General features: G+C 34.2%; 14 protein-coding genes and 1 pseudogene. 7 read left to right on the top strand and 8 right to left on the bottom strand.

Features of this window, described 5'->3' with window-relative positions:
* Positions 1–3: 3 nt before the first annotated feature.
* The 6 genes from BK054_RS18590 to BK054_RS08935 form a co-directional block, all read right to left on the bottom strand.
* A complete protein-coding gene (locus tag BK054_RS18590; protein WP_232234359.1) occupies positions 4–900 on the bottom strand; it encodes a hypothetical protein in 897 nt (298 codons plus the stop codon).
* 150 nt (positions 901–1050) lie between these two features.
* Positions 1051–2748: a TonB-dependent receptor plug domain-containing protein gene (locus BK054_RS18585; protein WP_232234358.1), complete on the bottom strand. Its 1698-nt coding sequence runs from the start codon at positions 2746–2748 to the stop codon at positions 1051–1053.
* Positions 2749–3054: 306 nt separating this feature from the next.
* The gene (locus tag BK054_RS08950) at positions 3055–4185 is read right to left on the bottom strand and encodes a cytochrome-c peroxidase (protein WP_006257187.1); all 1131 of its coding nucleotides are present in this window, start codon (positions 4183–4185) and stop codon (positions 3055–3057) included.
* 16 nt (positions 4186–4201) lie between these two features.
* Positions 4202–5719 (bottom strand): DUF6850 family outer membrane beta-barrel protein, encoded by a 1518-nt coding sequence (locus BK054_RS08945; protein ID WP_006257188.1) that lies wholly within the window; start codon positions 5717–5719, stop codon positions 4202–4204.
* A gap of 10 nt (positions 5720–5729) precedes the next feature.
* The gene (locus BK054_RS08940) at positions 5730–6953 is read right to left on the bottom strand and encodes a DUF4876 domain-containing protein (protein ID WP_006257189.1); all 1224 of its coding nucleotides are present in this window, start codon (positions 6951–6953) and stop codon (positions 5730–5732) included.
* A gap of 12 nt (positions 6954–6965) precedes the next feature.
* Positions 6966–9794, bottom strand: coding sequence for a TonB-dependent receptor plug domain-containing protein (locus BK054_RS08935; protein WP_006257190.1), 2829 nt, complete (start codon positions 9792–9794; stop codon positions 6966–6968).
* A gap of 270 nt (positions 9795–10064) precedes the next feature.
* Here BK054_RS08935 and BK054_RS08930 point away from each other — a divergent pair, with 270 nt between their 5' ends.
* Both BK054_RS08930 and BK054_RS08925 read left to right on the top strand, forming a co-directional pair.
* Positions 10065–11069: a GlxA family transcriptional regulator gene (locus BK054_RS08930; RefSeq protein ID WP_006257191.1), complete on the top strand. Its 1005-nt coding sequence runs from the start codon at positions 10065–10067 to the stop codon at positions 11067–11069.
* A gap of 102 nt (positions 11070–11171) precedes the next feature.
* Positions 11172–11783 (top strand): DJ-1/PfpI family protein, encoded by a 612-nt coding sequence (locus tag BK054_RS08925; protein WP_006257192.1) that lies wholly within the window; start codon positions 11172–11174, stop codon positions 11781–11783.
* A gap of 233 nt (positions 11784–12016) precedes the next feature.
* Here BK054_RS08925 and BK054_RS08920 read toward each other — a convergent pair whose 3' ends face one another.
* The gene (locus tag BK054_RS08920) at positions 12017–12508 is read right to left on the bottom strand and encodes a hypothetical protein (RefSeq protein ID WP_058699313.1); all 492 of its coding nucleotides are present in this window, start codon (positions 12506–12508) and stop codon (positions 12017–12019) included.
* 449 nt (positions 12509–12957) lie between these two features.
* A complete protein-coding gene (locus BK054_RS08915) occupies positions 12958–14193 on the bottom strand; it encodes an ABC transporter permease (RefSeq protein WP_016650225.1) in 1236 nt (411 codons plus the stop codon).
* Positions 14194–14200: 7 nt separating this feature from the next.
* On the opposite strand from BK054_RS08915, the gene BK054_RS08910 reads away from it, so the two are divergent.
* The 5 genes and pseudogenes from BK054_RS08910 (at position 14201) to BK054_RS08890 (ending at position 24432) form a co-directional block, all read left to right on the top strand.
* Positions 14201–15418, top strand: a complete 1218-nt coding sequence (locus BK054_RS08910; protein ID WP_058699312.1) for an exo-beta-N-acetylmuramidase NamZ domain-containing protein — start codon at positions 14201–14203, stop codon at positions 15416–15418.
* 58 nt (positions 15419–15476) lie between these two features.
* Complete coding sequence (locus BK054_RS08905; RefSeq protein WP_006260576.1) at positions 15477–16988, top strand: histidine kinase; 1512 nt, start codon at positions 15477–15479, stop codon at positions 16986–16988.
* A gap of 105 nt (positions 16989–17093) precedes the next feature.
* A complete protein-coding gene (locus BK054_RS08900) occupies positions 17094–19685 on the top strand; it encodes a zinc-dependent metalloprotease (protein ID WP_071307222.1) in 2592 nt (863 codons plus the stop codon).
* A 33-nt stretch (positions 19686–19718) separates the two neighbouring features.
* Positions 19719–23089: pseudogene (locus BK054_RS18840) on the top strand (SusC/RagA family TonB-linked outer membrane protein).
* A gap of 14 nt (positions 23090–23103) precedes the next feature.
* Entirely contained in the window at positions 23104–24432 is a 1329-nt protein-coding gene (locus BK054_RS08890; RefSeq protein WP_006260573.1) for a RagB/SusD family nutrient uptake outer membrane protein, read from the top strand.
* Positions 24433–24553 lie beyond the last annotated feature (121 nt).

Below are 24553 nucleotides of genomic sequence, written 5' to 3'. Positions count from 1 at the left end.
ATCTTAAATATTGAAGTTTATTTCCATTCCAAAGTAAGGTCCGCTATCATCTTTTCTATTTACATTCACTCCATTATATGTATATGAAGAATAGTGTGTGAATAATCGATTAACGAACATCGATGCCTTTACTGATTTATATATTCTCTTTGATATTTTAAAATTAGCATTAAATGTAAATGGTCTTCTCTCCTCCATACCATCTGTCTTAGAAACAGGTCTAACTAGATGTTGTAGTAATGGATCATTTGCACTTTCTTCCGTATAAGGATGAACTACATTATCTATTCCCATATATGCATAAGGAGCAGCAACTCTATTTAGATTTAGGTTTCTTCTAAACACATCTCCCTGTAAAGAGGCAGATATATTCATATCTAAGCTAGGCAAATAAGTATCTACAACCACATTGTACACTAGAGATGATCTTCTATTCCCATTGTCATCTGCATAAATACCTGTGTATAAATACTGTTGTCCATTTACAGAGATACCCGGTCTCCAAAGAATAGAAGCGCTATTAGAATATGTCGTTTTAAACCATGCTCCATTTAAAGTAATACGAGTATTAATCCCTTCAAAACGAGGTGAAGAATATCCAAACTCTATTCCTTCTTTTAATGTTGAGCTTCCATTTTCAGTATGTGTATACTGCATCATGTCCTGTCTGTATGAATATGGCGATTGATCTAAATCTGGCTTGCCTAACTCATCATTCCACACTATATCTTTAGACTCGTATCGCTTATACTCAAACCCCATAAACTGAGTCATATCTCTAAACCCTGTTGTCATCTTCTCATCGAAGTAAGTGATATAAAACTTGTGTTTTTTATATTCTAAATCTAAACGAATCTCTTTCTTCGTATTCTTCGCGCCTATCAAACTATGGTTAGCCAAAGGCATTCTGTAAGTATAGAACTGTGCGTATGCATTATTCTGTCTTAGGATCTAGGTAACTTACTTGCACCATATCGAAGTAACGATCTTGTGGATATAGAAGAGCTAAAGTAGGTTTGTTTATACAGTTCTCCATATCCTACTGTAATATCAGTCTTTAGATATTCCCTGTCCCATCTTTAGCTTAGGAAGTCCCCATTGGAAGTTGACACGTGGCTCTGCAAATACCCTATCACTAATGCTAAACTCTTTTCCAACACCTAATAATTTAGACATTCTAACTCCTGCATATAATTGTAAGTGATGTTGACCTAAGTCATATTCCATACGATCACCTATATAAGCAGCTAATATCTGAGAAGCTGGTACTTCGTTAAAAGGACGAGGACGTTTCATAGTCCCTACAGAAGGAGGTAATAAAGGATCGAATAACTCTCCTCTACCGTTGTTCTTTGAGTATCTAAAGTCCATCCCTACTTCTCCATGATGTTTAATCCCAAAAGTAGAAAAACCTAATTCTGACTGTAACTTTGTGTTGATATTTAAAGGACGGCCTTCTGTCTTAGATGTTGCTATGTATGATGTTGGTAAAAATACACCTTCGTTTTCTCCTGTTTCATTTCCAACAGGAATAGCTACACGTCCATTCTGCTGTATAAAGATAGTCTCCTTAATATCTTCTATTCCTTGAGATACATAAGCATTCAAGGTTATATTCTTGAATAAAGCTTCTTTGCCAAAGTCAAGTTTTAGATTGTTACCTAATGAAAAGTACTGCTTTTTATTCTTATAACTATCTGTTCTATCATAACCTGTATCTGGATCAAACTTATCGTTATCAACAGTACCACTATAATCAAAATTTGCTTTCCAACTCAGATCATATCCTCCTACTACAAATGTTCTATCTGATCTCAATGATGATGATACTCTCTTATAGTTCTGAAGGACATCTGTAGGATCGTTCTTAGCATCCAAGAAATCTACACTTGCATTCAGTTTCCATCCTGTCTTAGTATCTATTCCTTTCCCTACATAATACAGTTTGCTAAAACCATCTACTTTAAAACGAGCTTGTAGTGGTGTATACCCTATCTTTCTATTTATCTTAATCAGACCTGAACTCAAATCTCCATAGGCAGCCGTAGGTATACCGCGAATAACCTCAACACTTTCGATATCATTAGTTGCCAAACTACGCATATCCACTCCTATATGAGAAGTCTTAGCTCCTCCTACAGATACCTGCATATCCGCATTAGTATTAATAATATTATCATCTACCATAAACTGTACCCCTAGAGCTCCAGTAGCGTATTTCTCTCCTGGATTATTCTCTCTAATTAAAGCAGCATTTGCTACCGTAAGTTTAGGATCCTTTGCTTGCCCTCCTGGTAATAATTCCATTAAATCAGCAAAGCTTGATGGTTGTAAATGCTCCATCGCTTGACGATTAATCACAGAAGTAGAAGTAAGCCCTTTACTCTCTGTAGCAGTAATGACCATTTCTTCTAATATATTAGAAGTAGCTGTCAATGTAATAGGTAATGTCTGACTTTGAAGTAAATTAACTACAGTAGAAGAACTTCCATAACCAATATGAAAGACCTCAACAGTATAAGTATCAGCTTTCAAATCAAAAATAGCAATACCTTGATCATCACTAACTTTTAACTGTGACTCTTTTGTTCCAGTTACCTGAATACTAGCATTATTAATATTTTTATTTTGAGCATCTTGCAATACGATCTTCAATTGCAACTTAGAAGATTGTGCAAAAACAGAAGAACAGAACAAGACTGTGAAAGTAACAAGTAGAACTTGAATAACTTGATATAAGCGTGTCATTGAATAACTTAATTAATCGGATGCCAAAAGTAGTCAACAAAACCTATATCTTCCAAGTTATTTAGACTTGATTCAAATTAATTCTATATATCTATTTAAGAATGAATGTAAATAAGTTTAAATCTTTATTTTATACAATAATTAAACACAATCATCAAATAAAAACATAATATTACATACAATTCATCAGCACATTATAAGTTACTTCGATATAAATAGTATACTTTATACTACTAATAATATAAAAAGGCTTCTTTAGAACTAACTCTAAAGAAGCCTTTTACATTTAATTAAAGTAAATAAGCGTTACTTCGTTGGAAATATAGGACGTTCCATTTTATAGTAACTTCCTGACATTGATTCTAAAAATGCTACAATAGCTTTTATTTCTTTTTCATTTAATTTTAATGGTTTCATCAGTGGATCTGTTAGAGGAAAGAGCGGATCTAATGCTTTCTCTTCCTCTGTAGGATCTATCATGTGCATCCCACTATTATACAGATTCACTATTCCTTCTAAGTCATCCATTAACCCATTATGCATCCATGGCTTAGTCACTAATAGGTCTCTTAAAGAAGGAGTTTTAAATTTCCCTACATCTTCTGCTTTTTTGGTATGTAAGTACAGTCCTAAATCTTCGTACTCTCTCTTATAATATGTCAACCCTATATTGTGAAAAGACTCATCAGTAAGATATTTCCCATGATGACAATTCATACATCCTGCCTTAGTTCTAAATAAGTGCATTCCATATATCTCTTGTTCTGTTAGGTACTGATACTCCCCTTGTATAAACTTATCGAAACGACTAGGCTGACTTTTGATTGTCTTTTGAAAAGTAGCTATTGCACCCACTATTCTTTCATAAGTCACTTTATCATCTCCGTAAGTTTCTTTAAACAAGGGGTTGTACTCTTTATACTTGCTTAACTTCGCAGGTAGTGATTTGACATCCATATCCATTTCGTGATGAGCAGATAAAGGTCCCATCGCTTGCTCTTCTAACGTTAATGCTCTACCATCCCAAAAGAAAGAACTACGCTCAGCAATATTGTATAAAGAAGGAGTATTCCTAGCTCCTAATAAATGATCATTCCCCAGTGATACCTGTCTATGGTCTGTCCATCCCATTTCAGGATCGTGACAAGAGCTACAAGATATCTGATTAGACTTTGATAACTTAGGGTCAAAGAACAGTGCCTTACCTAATACCACTTCTGGCAAATCTTGTGTCTCATAGTATAATGTATCTACCTCTATTGCCCCAAACTCTTTCCATTCTACACTCTTATCTATTATCGGACTAGGCCAATAGCTTATAGGTCTTTTATATTGATCCGTAATCTCTGTGTATTCAGAAACTGATCTTACTTCGAAATTAGTGTATCCTATGAATAGTAATACCGCCCCAATAATAACACCTACCTTTTTTTTCATCTATCTTCTCTCTCTTTTAAAACGTAATCCCTAAACTCATCATCACACTACTGTTGTTTTGAAACTGCTTATAGTTTTGGAAATAATACTCTCCACCTACAAATACATCTATTACTTTCGGCAAAGCAAAATCATAACGAACCTTAAAGCTTCCTTCCCAATACTCTGCTATCTGAACAGCATAATTATTCAACAGCATTTGATTTATAGCATTGCTATTTCCATAATTAAAAGCAGCCTTTTCTTTAGCAGTTTGTCTTACCTTCCAATTAGACGCTACTGTCAATAGACTTCTATCTTTAAATGTGTACATCCATTGTAAATCTGCCCCTATATAGGTATACTGAATATCTGTTTTAGAATAAGGTTTTTTATAGCGTTCTACCTCTTGAGTTATTCCTATATAAGGTAAGATACTATACACACTATTTAAAGTTTCATACTTAAATACTCCACTTAATCTAAGATTCTTATTCTCGTATTTATATTGTTCTTCTTGTCCTATCTTTAAATAGTTTGTAGCACTCACATTGACAAACAAATTCTCTGTACCCTTTCTCGTCTTCATGTTCCCATCTAAGCGAACACCTAACTGAGTAGCCTGTATATCAAATAACTTCCCTACAGAGAAGAAATGTTCTATATCTTTAACTTTAGAAGCTTGCAAATCATCAAAATCAGACAATAACTTCTCAAAGCTAAACATATTCATTCCTACTGTAGCAAACCACTTCTTCTGATAAGTATCATATACTTGTAGAGAACCGCCATACCTCCAACCATCATAATAAGCCTCTCTTCTTTTTCCTTTCAATAGATTATTGAAGTTTCCCATTCCACTCATCTCATATATCACAGGAAATCCAGTAGGACTATAAAAGTCCATCTTGTGTTTCTGTGTATATTTCTCTATTGAGGTATTTACCCCTATAGTAAAGAGCTCCTCAAATACTCTACTCACCCCTATATTCCCTCCTAATCGAGCAGAGAGATTCTTAGGTCTAGGATCTATATTACGGTATTCCATCTTCGCTTTATAAAAACCAGAGATACCGATATTGTACTTTCCTAATCGTTGGGCATAACCACCAGCGATATGATAATCTTCATACTTAATATCTCCTCCTACGCTATCAGCTACCACATACGGAAATATTAAGTCGTAATCTGCACTCTCATTCCACATTACATCTCTACGCTTACCCTGTTGATAAGTAGCACTGCCCCACACAGCACTATGCTTATCTAATTTATGGTAAGCATTCGCTTGAAAAGACAAATCATCTCTGTTTTTGCCCTCTTGAGCTAAAGTTGTTTCATTCTTACTATTCTGCTTTGCGATTTCGAAAGAAGTTAAACTGTACTTTCTATAGTCTAAATAGTGAGATGGATTGACATAAATAGGTTCTTCAAAATGACGTATTACATCTTGCTTCTCCTTTACTTTTATTGCCAATGAATCTGACTGCTGTCCATATCCCCATACAGTACTCAACAATGACAACAGACATAACCCAAAATGAAAGTGCTTCATACTACACTAATTAATATTTAAATAATGACGGTCTTACTGCTGGTGCAAAGTCAACTGTCGAATTATTAGTATCTTTTAGAACATTGTTCCCTGCTGCATTTTTACCTATTACATGTCTTCTTACAGCCTTACCATATCTTCCTTCATCTCCTACATGTTGTGTGATATAAGTATATCCCATATCTACTGATGGAGATGTCACATTCCACATATACTCATCTGCAATACCTAAGTTTACAGCATCTACTATCCATGAGTTTGGAATTTTAATAGCAGAATCTACACTTGGATATACTTCTCCTCCGAATATCATTTCGTACTCATAATCATATATATTATCTACTACTAACTTCTCCGTTGTCATTCCCTCAGGCATTTTTACTAAAGCATAAGCATAACTTCCTTGAATATTAATCACTAATTCATCGTGAATCGTAATCATTTTAGCAGCTTTTAACCCTACTGCATCATGTACTCCATCTCTAAAATTCTGAAACTCTGCGTTAGTCAAATCAATTGAGTTGCTGTTAAATTCTTTATGGTTAATAGCATTCTCTGCAAAGATTACCGATTTGCCTGGCTCTACTGGGTGGTCTTTTCCTTTACCTGGGAACTGTAAAATAGCTCCAGCAGACAATGCCTCACTCATAATATTAGGTGTATAATCTTGCTTATCGTTTGTCATAAACTTAGATTGTACAAATAACATTCCGTCTAAATACAATACCTCATCAGAGTTATTTGTTATTTTGAAGTATTGGTCATCTGTATACTGAAGTCCTTGTGGTGTCTTAGTCCCTGCGAAAAATACCTCTTCTATTACAAAACCTGTACTACTTGTTTTAAATACGATATCGATAGCCTTAGTCATTTCTCTACCCGAGATCACTACACCTTTAATAAAGTTACCTACTTTACTCTCCTCTACTACACCATTTACCTTATGTGTGATTACACCTTCTACTGTGATATCATAAGTACCTGTAGGAAGTGCTTTCTGTATTTTCTTATCTCCTTCATATACTAACTCTGTTTTCTTATTAGAGTTTAGTTCTGTCAACTTGATAGTCATCTGTTTTATCTCTTCTATCTTCGCACCTTGAGGATCATTAATCCAGAATGTTACGAAAGTCTGCTCATCCCCTGTCATATTGCTATTGTCATCAGAAGAACAAGCATTAAAACCTAATACCACTAGTAGTAAGCATAATGATTGTAAAAGTCGTTTTATCATTTTTATAAGTATTTATAGATTAAAATTTATTTCCATTCCGAAGTAAGGGTCTCTTAGTCCCTTTCTATTTACCTTAGTCCCATTCACAGAATATGGAGCATAGTAGGTAAATAACTTATTAGCGAACATAGACACTGTGATCTGCTTGTTTCTAAAACTCTTAGATAGCTTTAAGTTCACATCCATCAGCATAGGTGTTCTCCTAGATTTATCTGCATTGCTATGTTGTGGGATTACTAATTGTTCTAATAATGTTCCCTTTGCCTCTTCTGCATCATAAGGTCGTAATTCTCCATCTACTCCTACATAGTAGCTAGGCATTCCATTCATCGGTTCATTCTTTGCTAAGTAGTACCAGTTAAACTGAAATGAAGTAGAGAATTGTAAATCTAGTTTAGGGATATAGGTATCTAATAATAGATTACTATTTAGCTGTTCGTATTTGCTCTTAGGTTCCATTTCATCGTATAGTCCTAGGTACGGATAAGGCTTACCATTCACATTTGCATTAGAGTTACCACGTCTATAAGTTGGCAAACTATTGCCCTGTTTAGTTCTAAACCATGCCCCATTAATTGTAACACGAGTATTAATAACAGGAATTCTATTAGAAGTATACTGAAACTCTATTCCTTCCTTATCTGTTCTACTACCATTACGAGAGAAATTGTATAAGAAGTTTTCATTAAATTGTTCAAAAGGAAGATCCTCTTTATTCGGTACACTTGTGATATGATCATGATCTATACTAGAAGTATCATATCTCTTATAATCAAAGATTCCATACTGGTTCATCGTTCTAAACCCGTTGCTCATTCTTTCTTTAAACACCGTAAAAGTCAGCTGATGAAAACCCCAATTCAAATCTAACCTAGCCTCTAGCTTATTGTTTAAGGCAGGAGTCAATGCTTTGTTCTGTGGGTCAAAAACGCTCGTTTTATAATTAACTGTACGATAATCAGGATTACTGTGAAAATAGTTTAACTGCTGAACGTCTCTATAATATTTCTCAGGATAAAGAAGATTTAGGTCAGGGAATAATCTCTGCTGTCCCCATCCTAACGTTAAGTCTACTTTTGCTTCCTTATTCGCTACTACAAAAGAGGGCAATGTCCATTGTACATTCACACGTGGATCGATATACATCTTTCCACTCATAGTGAAATCATTAGACAAGTTTTGCATAATAGATCCTCTCGCACCTAATGCTAATGTTAGACCGTGTTGTCCAAATTTCGCAGAAGAAATATGCTCTGCAAACAAAGCCGTCGTTACATAAGCAGGAATATCCTTATATGCTCTATTTCTATAAGTAGATTTAGGATCTAAAGGCTTATAGATATCATAGACCTGACCTCTACCGTTATTCTTACTATACTGCCAATCAATACCAGCACGTATATCTGTAGAAATAGCAGACATCTTATAACGAAATGCACTCACTACCTTAGCGAAGATATCTAGTGGCTTACCATCTACTACACTCTCTGCAATATAATTAGCCGTAGGAAAAAAACCATCGTACTCACCATCCACAGTAGAAAGTGGTAGTGCTGTAGCTGCCTCTAGCTGTACAAACTTTGTCTGGTTAATCTTATCGAAACGTTGATTAAACGTAGTCTGTAATTCTATACTTCTAAAGAAAGATTCATTTCTACTCTCATAAGTCACTATATTACTCAGACTATAGAACTGATTATCCACTTTATATTTATTCGCACCTGTCAGGTCAATATCTGGATCAGACTTAGCGTCATCTATAGACCCTGTATAACTTAGGTTAGATAGCCAAGAGAACAATCCTCCATTGTTTAAATTCTTATCCTTACTCACACGTACAGTACCTGTCACACGCTTATAACTCTCTAAATCATTGCGAGGTTCTGGTTTAGCATTTAGATAATCTAACCCTACATTTACCTTAAAGCTACTATCCTTAGATTCAAAACCTTTATTAACCGCAAATAGTTTACTATATCCATCTGCTTTAAAACGTGCTTGCCATTTAGAATATCCACTCTTCTTCGTGATCTTTACTACACCAGAAGTAAGGTTACCATATTCTACAGAAGGGATTCCTCTTATGATTTCTACTTTCTCTATTTGGTCTGTTGATATTGTACGCATATCAACACCTGAGCTAATATTGATATTCTTATTAACACCTGACGAAACATTATCCATATAGCCATAAGTATACTGAAGGTTTGCACCCGAGTTCAATTGTGCTCCATCTACTACAAATAAAGTCCCAAGAGAAGAAGTGTCATATTGTTTATTTCCAACACCCCTTATATTAGAGCTTACTCTACCTACTTCTCTCAGCTGTATTTTATTGACACCGCCTAGGTACGGATCTTGTGCTCTACCCCCTGGTACTAATTCCATTAAGTCAGCAAAACTAGAAGGCTGTAGATGTTGCATAGCTCTTCTATTAATCACAGAAGTACTCGTAAGTCCCGTTCCTTCCTTAGCTGTAATCACGACTTCTTCTAATTGATTCGTTTCAGCTTTTAAGACAACTGTAAGGTTATTGTGCGTTAAGGTATTTAGCTTTTGACTATAAAAAGAATAACTGATGTGCTGTACTTCTAAAAGATAGTTATCAGGTACTAGTTTAAAAGTTACTTCACCTGCCTCATTGGTAAGTTCTAAGACAGACTCCTTATCACTTTTTAGCATCACCACCGCTGTAGGAATAGCCATTCCATACTCATTCTGCACTTTGATAGAGATAGGAGAACGAGTATTCTGCCCATAACTGAGAAAGTGAATGAATAACGATAAGATAATAATAGTTAGTTGGGTTGGTCGTGTGATAATAGTAAAGTGTTTGAGCATCACGACTGTATTATGTTTTATGGGACAAATGTATAATCTAAAATCATTCTAAACAATATTATTTAGAAGTAATTTAAATAACAAAACTCAAAATACAGTCAAACAAGCTTTTAACTGACAAAAATTAACATTTAAACTCAAATCAATCTAAATAAAACAATGACTCATTCCTTAATATATCTTCAATTATGGCAGAAAAAGTACGTTATGTGTCATTTATACATCATAAAGCCTTCTTACCTTTGTCTTATCATTAAACATGATAGCAGTATGAATACCCCACTACATCATATCGGATTTCTATTATTACCTCAAGTACAGCTACTGGACTTCGCAGGGCCGAGTGATGTATTCAATACTGCTAATCAAATCATGGTTCGCACAGCTACATCCGCACTTACTCAATATCAAATCCACTTAATCTCTGGAACAGTAGACAAAAGTGTACTTACTAGTGCAGGCATTAGTGTACAGTGTGATTATACCATTTATGACCAGCATATTCCTTTAGATACATTACTCATCGCTGGATCTAAAGCAGACCTAACGCATGAGTATGATCCAGCTGTGTTACATTGGATAAAGGGAATACAACCTACTGTAAAGCGTATAGGTTCTATCTGTATAGGAGCTTTTTTACTAGCCAAAACAGGATTACTAACCAATAAAAAAGTAACTACACACTGGCAATATGCTAAAGTGCTCCAGGAGACTTACCCTTCTATTCGACTGACCTATGATCACTTTTATATCAAAGATGACAATATCTATACTTCTGGAGGAATTACTTCTGGTATAGACTTAGCTCTAGCCTTAATAGAAGAGGACAATGGATATACCCTAGCCTCTGATGTATCACGATATCTAGTAGTGAATCTAAAAAGAACAAACACACAAGAACTCTATAGTACATTAATACCCGCTGATATAGAACTAACTCCTTTAGTTAGAAAAGTAAAACAGTATATCACAGATCATCTAACTCAGCAAGCAGTGACTATTGCAGAACTTGCGGATCATGTCTATATGAGTGAACGCAACTTTTCTAGGGTATTTAAGAAAGAAACAGGAATGACTCCAGGGGCTTTTAATGACTGTGTGAGAATAGAATATGCTAAGCGTCTATTAGAATCTACAACATACTCTATAGTAGAAATAGCTACTCAAATAGGATATACTTCTGATCATGTATTTAGGAAAGTATTTGTCAAACTAGTCAAAGTCACTCCTACTCATTATAGAAGTGTGTTCCAATCTACGAGAATTAACCTTTAGCATTTAGTTTCCCAACTAAATAATCACGAATAACCTAAGACAATACCGATATCGAAGCCAGTCTTCGACAGATCCTCTATTGCCTTTTATCAACAATAAAATATGACAACAACAAACCGCCCCCTTAATGTAGCCTTTATTATTTTTGATCAAGTAGAAGTACTTGATCTAAATGGTCCATTAGATGTATTCGTCAAAGCTAATGTACTTAAACCCAACAGTTATAATCATTACTTAGTCTCTGCTACGAAAGAAGTGGTCAAAACAGAAGCGAACACTACACTAATAGTACCTCAATACAGCTTCGAAGATTGTCCTACACCTGATATCATATTGTTACCAGGAGCTAACCCTGACATCGTCATGAACTATCTACAAGACGAGTATTTTCAGAATACCTATACATCTTGGATAGTGAATCAACATCAGCAAGGTGCTCTGTTATTTACAGTCTGTACAGGTAGTCTACTGATGAGTAATACGGATGTATTCGATGGCTTAGAGATAACGACACACTTCATGGCACTAGAGGCTCTTAAACAAGCTACCCCTAAAGCCAAGATAGTAACTGGTGTGCGCTATGTAGATCAAGATACTGTATTGACTACTGCAGGTATCACAGCAGGTATAGATGGTGCTCTATACTTAGTCAGCAAACAGCTTGGTGAAGAAATGGGACAAACTATTACCCAATTATTTGAATACAAATCATAAAACCAAAAGGCGACTTAATTACTAAGTCGCCTTTTATAGCTTATCAAAAAAACGAATCCAGTCATGAACAATAAAACAATCATGATAACAGTCGAATTAAAATGACTGCCTTACAGTTTCTAATTTTCTTCTAGAATATACCCATTAATTTTAGCAGTATTGATTTGTACATCTAAGACATAATTCTGTAAATCAATAATCTACTCAACAATAGATTCCCTTCTACAATCTTTCTAACAATTAAACTTATTCTTAAAGAACTGTTTAAACAACTTCGCTTCTTCTTTTTGAGAAATAGGTAATTCATAGCCTCCAGTGAAATTCACTATTTTTGTATTAACCTCTGGTACTTCAAATTCTATAGTACTCTTATCATTAAAAGAAAAAGAGAACACAACACCTAACATGATCAATTTAGCTTTTTTTAAATTCATATTCGTAACAAAGATCGGATCTCCATAGGTAGTTAATTCAGAGTCTATAGGTACGATGATAATCTCTCCTGTTCCCTTGTTAAAAGCGATCATATAGCTATAATAGGTAGTACGACTCGCGACTACATAATTAGAATGCTTACTAGTCTTACCATACACTATTGTATACTCTTCTACATCGTCTCGATTAAGTGCTTGTCTTAAAAAAGACTTCATCTTTAATTTCGTTTCTATATTATCTTCTTCATATCCAATAAAAAACTTTTTAATCATGTCCATGATTCCACTCATAGGTTTTCTTTTCTTTTAAATTCATATCTATCTTATGTAAATCCCTTATAGAACAACCTTAATTCTAGTAACAAACCGAATTACCAAACTCTAAAAAAACCAACATAAAACTTATTTTTTAACAAAAAAAACAATCATTTTCTAAAATAAAAACGAAAACAAAAAATAAAACACTTCTCCTTCTTAACACAAACTCTTTATAGACATACTATTACTCTTTCACTACCTACCTTACTATCTTCTTTTTAATGACTTCTAAGTACAACTAATATATATCCATAGTATCTCCGTTATTTAAGTCAAAAAAACGGACTCACTACGGACTCATAACGGACTCACTACGGACTTACCCCAAAACAAAATGCACTCACTCCAAAAGCAAAATAGTCTCTAATACTTCTGCAATAGAAGTACTAGAGGCTATGTATATATTTTAAAAATCCTTCTTATTAATCGTAACGAATCGCTTTTATAGGGCTAATCTTAGTAATCATATACGATGGGATAAGTAATACTAAAAATGCAATGACTACTACTCCTAAATTTAATAAAAGCACATCGCTAAATCGAATCAAGACAGGGGCTTCTCTCACATAATATGCTGTAGAGTCTAACTTAATCAAACCAAAATACTGTTGTATATACAATAATCCTAATCCTATAAGATTACCATAAAGTAATCCTTTTACTATTAGGTAAGTCGCATTGTATAAAAACACTTTTCTAATCGTCCAGTTATCAGCACCCATGGCTTTTAATATTCCGATCATCTGTGTACGTTCTAGTATTAATACTAATAAAGCTACTATCATATTAATAGACGCTACCGCAATCATAATAATAATGATAATCTTTATATTAAAGTCAAACATATCTATCCAACCAAATACATTGCTATACTTGTCTACAATAGTCTTACTGTCTACAGTAGAAGGTAAATTCACATAGAACTCTTGCCCTTTTTGTTCAATCTGATCAAAGCTATTTAAAACTACCTCAAATCCTCCTACCTCATTTGCCTTCCATCTATTCAGGCGCTGTACATGCTTTATATCACCTATTACAATATTTGCATCGAACTGCTGTAATGCCGAATTATATATCCCTACGATCTCAAACTGGCGAACATTTGGAATCTTATTTCCCCATTCTTTCATAAAGTAAGTCGTGATTTTATCCCCTACTTTAAAGTGCATTCTATCTGCTATATATTGAGACAGTAGTACTTCATTACTCATTCCATCAGCCGACTTCGGCAATCTCCCTTCTACTAGGTAATCCTTAATCTCGTTTAAATCATAAAGAGAGTCTACTCCTTTATAAATAATTCCCTCAAAAGAATCCTCTGTTCTTATAATACCAGCCTTAGAGGCATAAGACTGTATTTTCTTTACTCCTTCTATATTCTTAATATCATCAGACTGTACTACACTTACATCTATCGGCTTAAGTGTAATATCTGTAACATTACTATCATAATTAGTTATTACGATATGACCGCTAAAAGCTGAAATTTTATCTCTAATTTTGTATTTCAATCCTAAACCTGTTGCAACAGAGATAAGCATCATAATCATGCCTAATGCAATAGCTGTAATTGCAATTTTAATAATTGGTGCGGATACACTACTTTTATAGTTCTTAGTAGTAACAAGTCGTTTAGTTATAAAATATTCTAATTTCAAAATAAATATGATATCGAATTCAAGTTTCAAAAATACATTATTATTCTTAGTCTGTCTATTAGCACTAAGTGTTAATTTTAATACTTATGCAAAAAACACCTCTAATACACATGATAATAACAATACTATCTCAGTAGGAGCCGAACGATTATCTGCTTACTTTGAATTAGTAAAAGGCAAAAATGTAGGAGTACTGACTAACCAAACAGGAGTGATTAAGAATGCTGATGGTTCTTATACCTCTACAGTGGACTTCTTGTTAGAAAACAAAGTAAATGTAAAGAAAATCTATGCTCCTGAGCACGGCTTTAGAGGTACAGCTGATGCTGGTGAACTTGTAAAAGATGGCAAGGATATGAAGACAGGCTTACCTATCATTTCTCTATATGGAAATAATAAAAAGCCTTCTGCTGATCAATTAAAAAACATTGACATTATGTTATTTGATTTACAGGATGTAGGAGCGAGATTCTATACTTATATTTCTTCTCTACACTATCTAATGGAAGCGTGTGCAGAACAGAATATCCCAGTTATCGTATTAGACAGACCTAATCCTAATATCGCGATTATAGATGGCCCTACACTAGATATGAAGAATAAAAGCTTCGTAGGGATGCACCCTATTCCTGCGATGCATGGAATGACAATAGGAGAATATGCTAAAATGATCAATGGAGAGAAATGGTTAGCGAATGGAGTACAGTGTGACCTGACTGTAATCTCTGTAGATAACTATACTAGACAGATGAGCTACTCACTACCCGTAGCACCTTCACCTAATCTACCTAATGATCAGGCTATAAATCTATATGCTAGTTTATGCTTCTTCGAGGGGACTAATGTTAGCTCTGGTAGAGGGACAGACTTACAGTTTCAGGTATATGGTTCGCCTTTCTTAACAAAAATGCCTTACCAATTCACTCCTAAGCCTAACGCTGGTGCTAAAGACCCTATGAACAATGGTAAGCTGTGCTATGGAGAGAATTTGTCTAAAGAGCATAAGGTGTCTAAAATAGAACTAAAATGGTTGTTAAAAGCATACAATAGCTCTACGAATAAAGATAAATTCTTTACTAACTTCTTTATAAAACTAGCAGGTACTGCTGACTTAAAAGCGCAAATCACAGCTGGTAAAACAGAGAAAGAAATTCGTCAATCATGGCAAAGTGGGCTAGACAGATTTAAGATTACACGTCAGCCTTATTTACTATATCACAACTAACTTATAAACTTCAACAAAAACATTGAAGAACAAAATATTTATATCGCGCAAAACCTTTATGGCAATCGGAATCGTTATTCTAATGATTACGATAGGTGCTATATATATGTTGAGTTCTTCTATTAATCAGAGCAATGAAGACACTTATAAGTATATCACTTCTAAAAACTTTTATCAGAAGTTACGTTCGTTAGAACTAGAGTTTAATAAAATAGATCGTCATCTAAACTCTCTAGACTATATCACTAAAAACACTCCGATAGGTCAACTTTCTCTAAAGTATGAGACGCTTAATCAGATGTATAACCTAGATGGTGTAGTCTCTCTAAACTGGTACTTCAGAGTAAATCAGAACAATGAGATTATAGAGGCTCATATAGGAAGGGATAGAGAGATAGATAAGGATAATATATTCAATAAAATAATCTTAGCGAACCCTGATCATTCTCATAAAAACACTTTTGTAGAACAAAATGGTTTCCAATACTGGCTGATGTATCACAGTACGCCTATCGCCAATAACGAACGACTCATCTACGGTATCGTAGTAGATATGGCACTATACCATAAATACCTAACGAATATAGATGTGACGACACCGAACTACGCTTATATATTCACTAAAGACGGGCTATGCATTTACCATCCAGAAGATAGTCTGATGGGTAAAAATGTATTTGAGCTTAGTAACTTCTCTGCTCAAGATACCGTCCGAAAAACAGATCCTGCTAATCCTCCTATCGTTAACTCTGAGTACTTAAACTTAGAAGTATTCCGGTTTATCAGTCCTTTTAAATCCGAAAACTTCTCTGGTTATATTACAGTCAACTTTCCAAAGTTTAACGTAGATGATAATATCAAACCGATCAGACGCAATACGATTCTTATCTTTCTGACAACTGTAACTATTCTATTCTCTCTGTTTTATATCTTCAGTATGGCGAATAAGAAAGCCTATCTAGAGAAAGAGTTATTAGCTGTAGAAAATGAGAAGATTAGCAAAGAGAAAGCTTTAATTCAATTGCAACAATTAAAGAATCAGATCAATCCTCATTTCTTATTTAATTCGTTGAACTCTCTCTATATGCTCATAGAGCTAGAGCCTAAAACAGCACAGAAGTTTACATTAAATTTAAGTAAAACTTACCGTTACTTAATAACACCTCCTGCAGAAAACATTGTAGACATAGAGAATGAAGTAGAGTTTATAGAAAAGTATATCACGCTACAGAAAACTAGATTTACGAAAGAATTACACTTTGATTTACTCGATCAAAGAACAGAGAAATCACATCAAAAAATCCCGTTTTTAGGATTACAAATCTGTGTAGAAAATGCGCTTAAACACAATATAGCTACTACAGAACATCCTTTATTTATAGAGATATTAATCCATGATGATGAAGTAATTATCACGAATAATTATCAACCTAAAAAGACTACTTCAGAGAGTGAGCTTTTTGGTCTAAAATACTTAGATTCAATCTATAACTATTATAACGTTATCGGATACGAGACAAAATGTGAAGAAGGTAAATTTATTTGCATTTTGCCTTTGATCAAATGTTAAAGTTATCCACTCACTCCCCTATTCCATCCATTCACTCCCAAAAATTTTAAGCATAGAGGTAAGTCAGTTAGTTTTATAGTGACTTAATAATAACTTAACATAACAATGGATAAAAACACGGTTAAACTAAGTATCAGTGCTTTAATATTTTCTTACTGCCTGGCACAGGTACCACCAGCCTATGCTGCTAAGAAAAAGAACACCCCAAAAACTGAAAAAACAGTAACCACAGAAAAAGACTCAACAGATAGTAAAAAAAATAACTATGCTGACCTAATCAAAAAGGGAGTCTATACTAAAGGGATGTTTAATACGATTCAGGTAAAAACTGATATCTATTTTGAAATCCCAGACAGCTTACTAAACCGTCAATTTTTAATTGTTAATAAATTATCTCAGGTTCCTTTAGAAGTGAATGATGCTGGTGCAAATACTGGTATGAACTATGAGAATAAACTGATTACGTTTCACAAAGATACCATTGCAAAAAAAGTATGGGTTAAAACAATCACCCCAAGAGTTTCTTCTCCAGCTGATGATGCAATTACTAAATCAGTAAAAACAAACTTTATAGAATCAGTACTAGAAGTATTCGACATTGAAGCTCAAAGTCCAGACTCTACAGCTACTGTAATTAAAGTAAATAAAGTTTTTGACGGAAATCAAAAAAGTTTTAATGATGTATTAAATGGACTAGGTCTTCCTACGTCTATTAAAACAAACTTATCTTATATAGAGGGAGTAAAGACATTCCCTGAGAATATCGTAGTTAAATCCCTATTAACAACAAGTGTTAATGAAGGTTCTGGAGACTTACCTGTATCTTTAGGAGTAACGAGTAATATCGTATTACTATCAGAGAAACCGATGCAACCACGTATAGCTGATAAAAGAGTAGGTTACTTCACAGAGAAACATTGGTTCTTCAGTGATGCGCAACACAAAATGAAAGAACAAGAGTTCATCACGAAGTGGCGCATGGAACCAAAAGAAGAAGATGTAGAAAAATATTTAAGAGGTGAACTAGTAGAGCCTAAAAAACCAATCGTATACTATATAGACCCTGCTACTCCATCCCAATGGAGAGCTAAAATTATAGCAGGGGTACACGATTGGCAAGTAGCATTCGAAAAAGCTGGTTTTAAGAATGCAATTATTGCTAAAGAACCTACTGAAGAAGATAAAGATTTTGATATCGATGATGTACGCTATTCTGTAATAACGTATGCTGCATCTCCTAAATCTAATGCCATGGGACCATCTGTAATAGATCCTCGTAGTGGAGAGATTATCGAATCTGATATCATCTGGTGGCATAATGTAATGACTTCTGTACATAGCTGGATGCGTATACAGACAGGTCCTATTGATCCTAAGGCTAGAGCAAATAAGTTCACTGATGAACATATGGGAGAAGCTATACGCTTCGTATCATCTCATGAGGTTGGACACACTTTTGGTCTAAAACACAATATGGGTTCTTCTTATGCATTCCCAGTGGATTCTCTACGTTCAAAAGAATTCACTGATAAAATGGGAGGTACTGCTCCATCTATTATGGATTATGCTCGTTATAACTATGTAGCACAACCAGAGGATGGTGTAACTGCTATCACTCCGCAGATCGGTCTATATGACAAATATGCTATCGAGTGGGGTTACCGTTGGTATCCAAATCAAGAAGAAGAAAAAACTGCACTTCGCAAAATGATAGAAGATCATCAGGATGATCCTATGTATTTCTATGGAGAGCAACAAAGTTCACTAAACATCGTAGATCCTCGTTCTCAATCAGAAGATCTAGGAGATGATGCTATGAAAGCTAGTGAATACGGATTAAAGAATTTAAAAATAGTAGTAGATAATATTATTCCTTGGACATACGAAGAAGGAGAGGATTACTATGAAGCTGGTAAATTATACATGGGAGCTATAGGACAATGGCAAATGTATAATCAACATGTGTTAAACAATATCGGAGGGGTTTATTTAAACCATGCAGTATACGGAAACAACAAAAAAGCATACGAGCCTGTCCCTTACGAGAAACAAAAAAGAGCAGTAGAGTATTTGGCTAAAAATGCTTTACAGATTCCAACATGGTTGTTCTTTAATGAAGTAGTAGAAAACACATATAGCTTAAAAGACTCTCCTGTAGGTCCATTCGAATACTCACCATATTCGTTAGCTAGAGAACTACAATATTCTACTCTGTACTACACCCTAATGGATGAGCGTTTATTGCGCCTATTAGAAAATGAAGTACAACAAGTAGAATTAGGTAAAGAGAAAAACTTTACGATAAATGATTTGTTTTCAATGCTTAATAGTGAGATTTTTGCACCCACAAAAAAAGGAAAGAGTTTATCTATCCTAGAGCGTATGACTCAAAAGAACTATGTGGATGCTCTAATCATAGATGTAAACAAGCTATTCGAAAAGACTAGTAAAAAAGGTTTACTAACTGCGCACTCTCTTCAGTTCCCTACTCTATGTAATCATGTAGAAGAGGATAACAAGTTGAGAAACATTAATTACACTGTAATGAAGCGAGTATCAGAAGTTACTTCTTACAAGAAAAGTGAATTAATGAACATCAAAAACATTCTGAATAAAAAGAAAAATAACGGAGATAAAGCTACTCGTGCACACTATGCTGATCTAATCAATAGAATAAACGAAGCTTTAAATCTATAGAAATAAACTAACCCCAATTTTATTAAAGGAAACATGAAAAAACTTTTTCTCCTTTTCTCACTCCTTACTATTTCTCTTGCCTTCGCGCAAGAGAAAAGAGTGATCACTGGTCTTGTCCAAGATAGCGTGGACAAGCTAGGATTACCTGGTGCCTCAGTAATTGTAGAGACACAGACAGTGTCTAATGCTACATCACAAGCAGGTATCGTAGAAAGTACTAGTATTGGTACTATGACTGATTTTGATGGTAACTTTACCTTAGAAGTACCACAGGATACTAAAAGCATTCGTATCAGTTTTATCGGATATGAATCTAAATTAATCACTTTAAATACTAAAGGTCATTATGTAGTGACTTTAGGTGCTGATCCTGATATTTTAAACGAAGTGGTTATCACAGGATACCAAACAATCGAAAAAAGAAAACTTACATCATCAGTGGCTCAAGTGAGTATGGCTGAAATCAACCAAAATGGTGTAGCTAGTGTGGATCAGATGTTAGCTGGACAAGTAGCTGGTATGTCAGTAGTAAATCAAACAGGGTCTCCTGGAGCTCCTGCTAAGATTAGAATACGTGGTACGGCTTCATTAAATGGACCACAAGATCCATTATGGGTACTAGATGGTATGCCACTAGAAGGTAATGACGTACCTAACTTTAATGATAAAGATAATATCGATCAGCTACAAAACTTCTCTATTGCAGGATTAAACCCAGACGATATACAAGACATTACGATTCTAAAAGATGCTTCTGCTACTGCTATCTATGGTGCTAGAGCTGCTAATGGAGTAATCTTAATCACTACTAAAAAAGGTAAAAAAGGTGAGATGAAAGTAAACTTCACTGCTAATACCTTTGTGAATGAGAGACCTGATTTCAAGAAATTGAACTTAATGAACTCAGATCAAAAAGTTGACTTTGAATTAATGTTAGCAGGTAGATCTGATATCTATAACGATCGATCTAATCAAGGTGAAGTAATGCGTATCTTGAATGGAAGCAATGAATTAGATATGTATAGAAATGGTGGCTTTGATGCATTATCATCAGCTACTCAAGCTTCTATAAATAATCTTAGAAAAAACTAACACAGACTGGGGAAAAGAAGTATTTCGCCCTACATTCAACCAACAGTATGGTTTAAGCTTATCTGGTGGTAATTGATGTGTCTGATTATTACTTTTCTCTTGGATACTTTAACGAAGAAGGGACAACTATAGGTACTGGTTTTGAACGTTATAATATTACTTTAAAAAAACAATTACCAAGTAAGTGATAAACTTAAAGTTGGTGTTGGTTTATTCGGTACACAATCTAAAAAGAAAAACTTCGTAACAGATATTGATTCAAGTATCAATCCTGTAAATTATTCTAGAAATGCTAATCCATACTTATCTCCATATAACGAAGATGGAAGTTATATGTATGATAAAGATATCAGTGGGTTCAGTGATAGATATGTACCTTTTAACTTTGCAGAAGAAAGAGCAAATACAAGTTATGAATTAATAAATAAATCATTTAAAGCAGTATTTGATTTAGAGTATCAAATATTAAATGACTTAAAATTAACATCTCAATTAGGTCTTCAATTAGATAAAAACGATACTGAAAAAATATTTAGGTAAAGAAACATACTCTACGCGTAAATTCAGAGAAGGAACTAGGTATTGGGATAGTAATGCTAAGGAATTTAAATACTTCTTACCTGATGGAGGTATTATAGAGAACTTTAATGATGATAGTTTCCAATACAACTGGAAAACACAGGCTACTTATAATGCAATCTTCAACGATATGCATGAAGTAGATGTAATGGCTGGTATGGAAATCAGAAAAACAGATAATACAATTATTAGATCTAAAGGATTTGGATATGATGCTCATACCCTAACCACTAAACCTATTATCTTCCCAGAAGGAAACGTTGATGCTACACAAAAGTTATATGAAACGTACAAAAAAACAAGAAATGAAAATGCATATGCTTCTTTCTTTGCTACTGCTTCTTATACCTTCAATAGAAAATATACAGTATTCGGAAGTGTACGTGCTGATGGATCTAACTTATTCGGTGTTGACCCTAAATATAGATATGTTCCACTATGGGCTGTATCTGGATCTTGGGATGTGACTAGAGAGAAGTTTATGGAAAACTTAGATTTCGTAAGTAATCTACGTTTACGTGCATCATATGGACTACAAGGTAATATTGATAGAACTACTTCTCCTTTCTTAATTGGAGACTATAGTACATCTACTATCTTACCTGGTTATCCAGAAAGCACAATTCAAATTAGTTCAGCTCCAAATGGAACATTGCGTTGGGAGAAAACAACGAATACAAACTTTGGTTTTGATTTAGGGTTATTCAACAATAGAATATCGATAGCTGTAGATGCTTATAACAGAAAAAGTACAGACTTAATTCGGTTTAAGAGCACTTCCTTTAGAGACTGGATTTGAGTGGACAAATATGAACTGGGCTCAAGTAACAAATAAAGGATATGAGATTGCTATTACAACTAGAAATATCTCTACACCAGACTTCTCTTGGACAACTACATTCAACTTCGCTCGTAACAAGAGTAAAGTAGACAAAATACAAGTATTCGATACTGAAAACGTTACCATCAAGAGAAGGATTACCTGTTAACTCTGCTTTCGTTATTAAAACAGCTGGTTTTTGATGATAAAGGGAACTTATTATTCTGGAAAGATGGTGCTAAAGTAAGCGGAACTGAGTTCTTTAAATTAAGTGACCCTATGGCTGACTTTATGCCAGGTTATATGGTTCAATCAAGTTTAACAAATGAAGAATATAGAGACTTATTCACTTATGCTGGTGATAGAGATCCTAAATTTTACTGGAGGTCTTATCAACACAGTAAGAATCAAAAATTTTGATCTAACAGTGTCTGCTGCCTTTAATTTAAAACAAACTGTGCAAGCAACACCTTCATACAATATGGCTAAAGTAGACCCAGGAAGAAATTATACTACTGATCTATTAAATACCTGGACCCCTAATAACCCTAATGCAACATTACCTGGAATTATTGGAAATGATTATTAATGGGAAACTACACAGATAATGACAACTGGGATGTTAGCAAAATGGTTTGATGGAGGTGATCATGGAAGTTCATATAAACATTTAGACATTTGGACTAAAGAAATTAGTTATATCCGAATCAGTAGTATTCGTTTAGGATATACATTACCTAAAGAATTACTTAATAAAATGAGATTAGACAATGTACGCTTCACTGTTGAAGGTCGTAACTTATTTGTATTTGGAACGAATTACAATGGCTATTTCGATCCAGAGACTTATGGTAATATTTATACTCAACCTATTCAAAAGTCGTTCACTTTAGGGTTAAACGTTACTTTCTAAAAAACAGACTAATCATGAAAAAATTAATATTAATACTTAGTAGTTTATTCTTTGGGTTAACAACTGTTAGTTGTGATAGCTTTTTAGATATAGAACCAGAAGGAAAAATCATACCTAAGACAACTGAGGATTACAGAAAGCTGATGACTACAGCATACTTCAACTATCCTAAACATAAATCAACTAGTAATTTCCGTACTGATGAAGTAAGGATAGTTATGGATGAGGGATCAACAAACTTTATTTCTGTAAAAGACATCTACTCATTCCAAGATGTTAATCCTCATAAACAAACTAAGAGCTTTGGTTACTCACAGTTTTATAAATCAATCTTCTATACAAATGATTTGATTAATAATGGAGTAAATACCATGCAAGCTGGAGATCAAAAAGAACAGTTGTTAGGAGAAGCTTACGGGTTAAGAGCTTTAGCATATTTTGACCTTGTAAATTTATATGCAAAACCATATAACAAAGCTACTGCTTCAACGGATTTGGCAATCGTAATATATCTTGAACATGATATTGAAGAGCGCAAAAAGAAATCGACTATGGCAGAAGTTTATGCTCAGATTCATTCAGATATTGACAATGCTAAAAAGCATCTAAAAGTAACTATTTATGAAGCAGGGCAAAATTATCGTTTCACAGTAGCTGCAATATACGCTTTAGAAGCAAAAGTAAATCTATATCAAAAAGAATACGAAGCAGCTCTTATAAGTGTAGATAAAGCTTTACAATACAAAAGTACATTAGAGGACTTAAATAAAGATCCTAAAACGTCTGTTGCTAGTTTTAAATCAGTAGAATCAATATTAGCTTTAGAAGAAGGCCTTGATTCTGAATTAAAGCCTACAGCATTACTTTCTGATGAGCTTTACAATCTTTTTGATAGAGAAAATGATCTTCGCTTTAATGCTTCTTTCGAACTTGCAAAAGGATCTTACATTAGCAAAAAAACGGGGACAGCTGAAATGAAAGCTTCATTCCGTACTGCTGAATTATATATGATTAAAGCTGAAGCATTAGGTCATTTAAATAGATTATCTGAAGCGAAAAGCGCAATTGAGAAATTGATAGTTAGTAGATATAAGCCAGAAGCTGCTGCAAAGGTAATACAGCAACTTTCTGGTTTAGATCAAAAAGGCTTTATCTCTTTTATACTTGAAGAAAGAAATAAAGAGTTCGCTTTAGAAGGTCACAGATGGTTTGACTTAAGACGTTTACATCAAAAGCAAATCATTCATAAATTTGGAGAAGACACGTTTATTTTAACTGAAAATGATTTGAGATATACGTTGCCTTTCCCATTAGAAGCAAGAGAAAACAACCCAAATCTATAGTCTTCGCCAGACTCATAACCAAAAAAAGCCACTCGATATCGAGTGGCTTTTTTAATATCCTCCATCCGTTCTTATAGCCTAGAGCTCTACTTGCTAAGTATAAATTATATTTTATACTTTT

This window comes from Myroides sp. ZB35, assembly GCF_001865835.1.
Lineage (GTDB): Bacteria > Bacteroidota > Bacteroidia > Flavobacteriales > Flavobacteriaceae > Flavobacterium > Flavobacterium odoratimimum.
The sequence above is the reverse complement of the archived record's forward strand: the minus strand, read 5'-3'. Positions and strand labels throughout refer to the sequence as shown.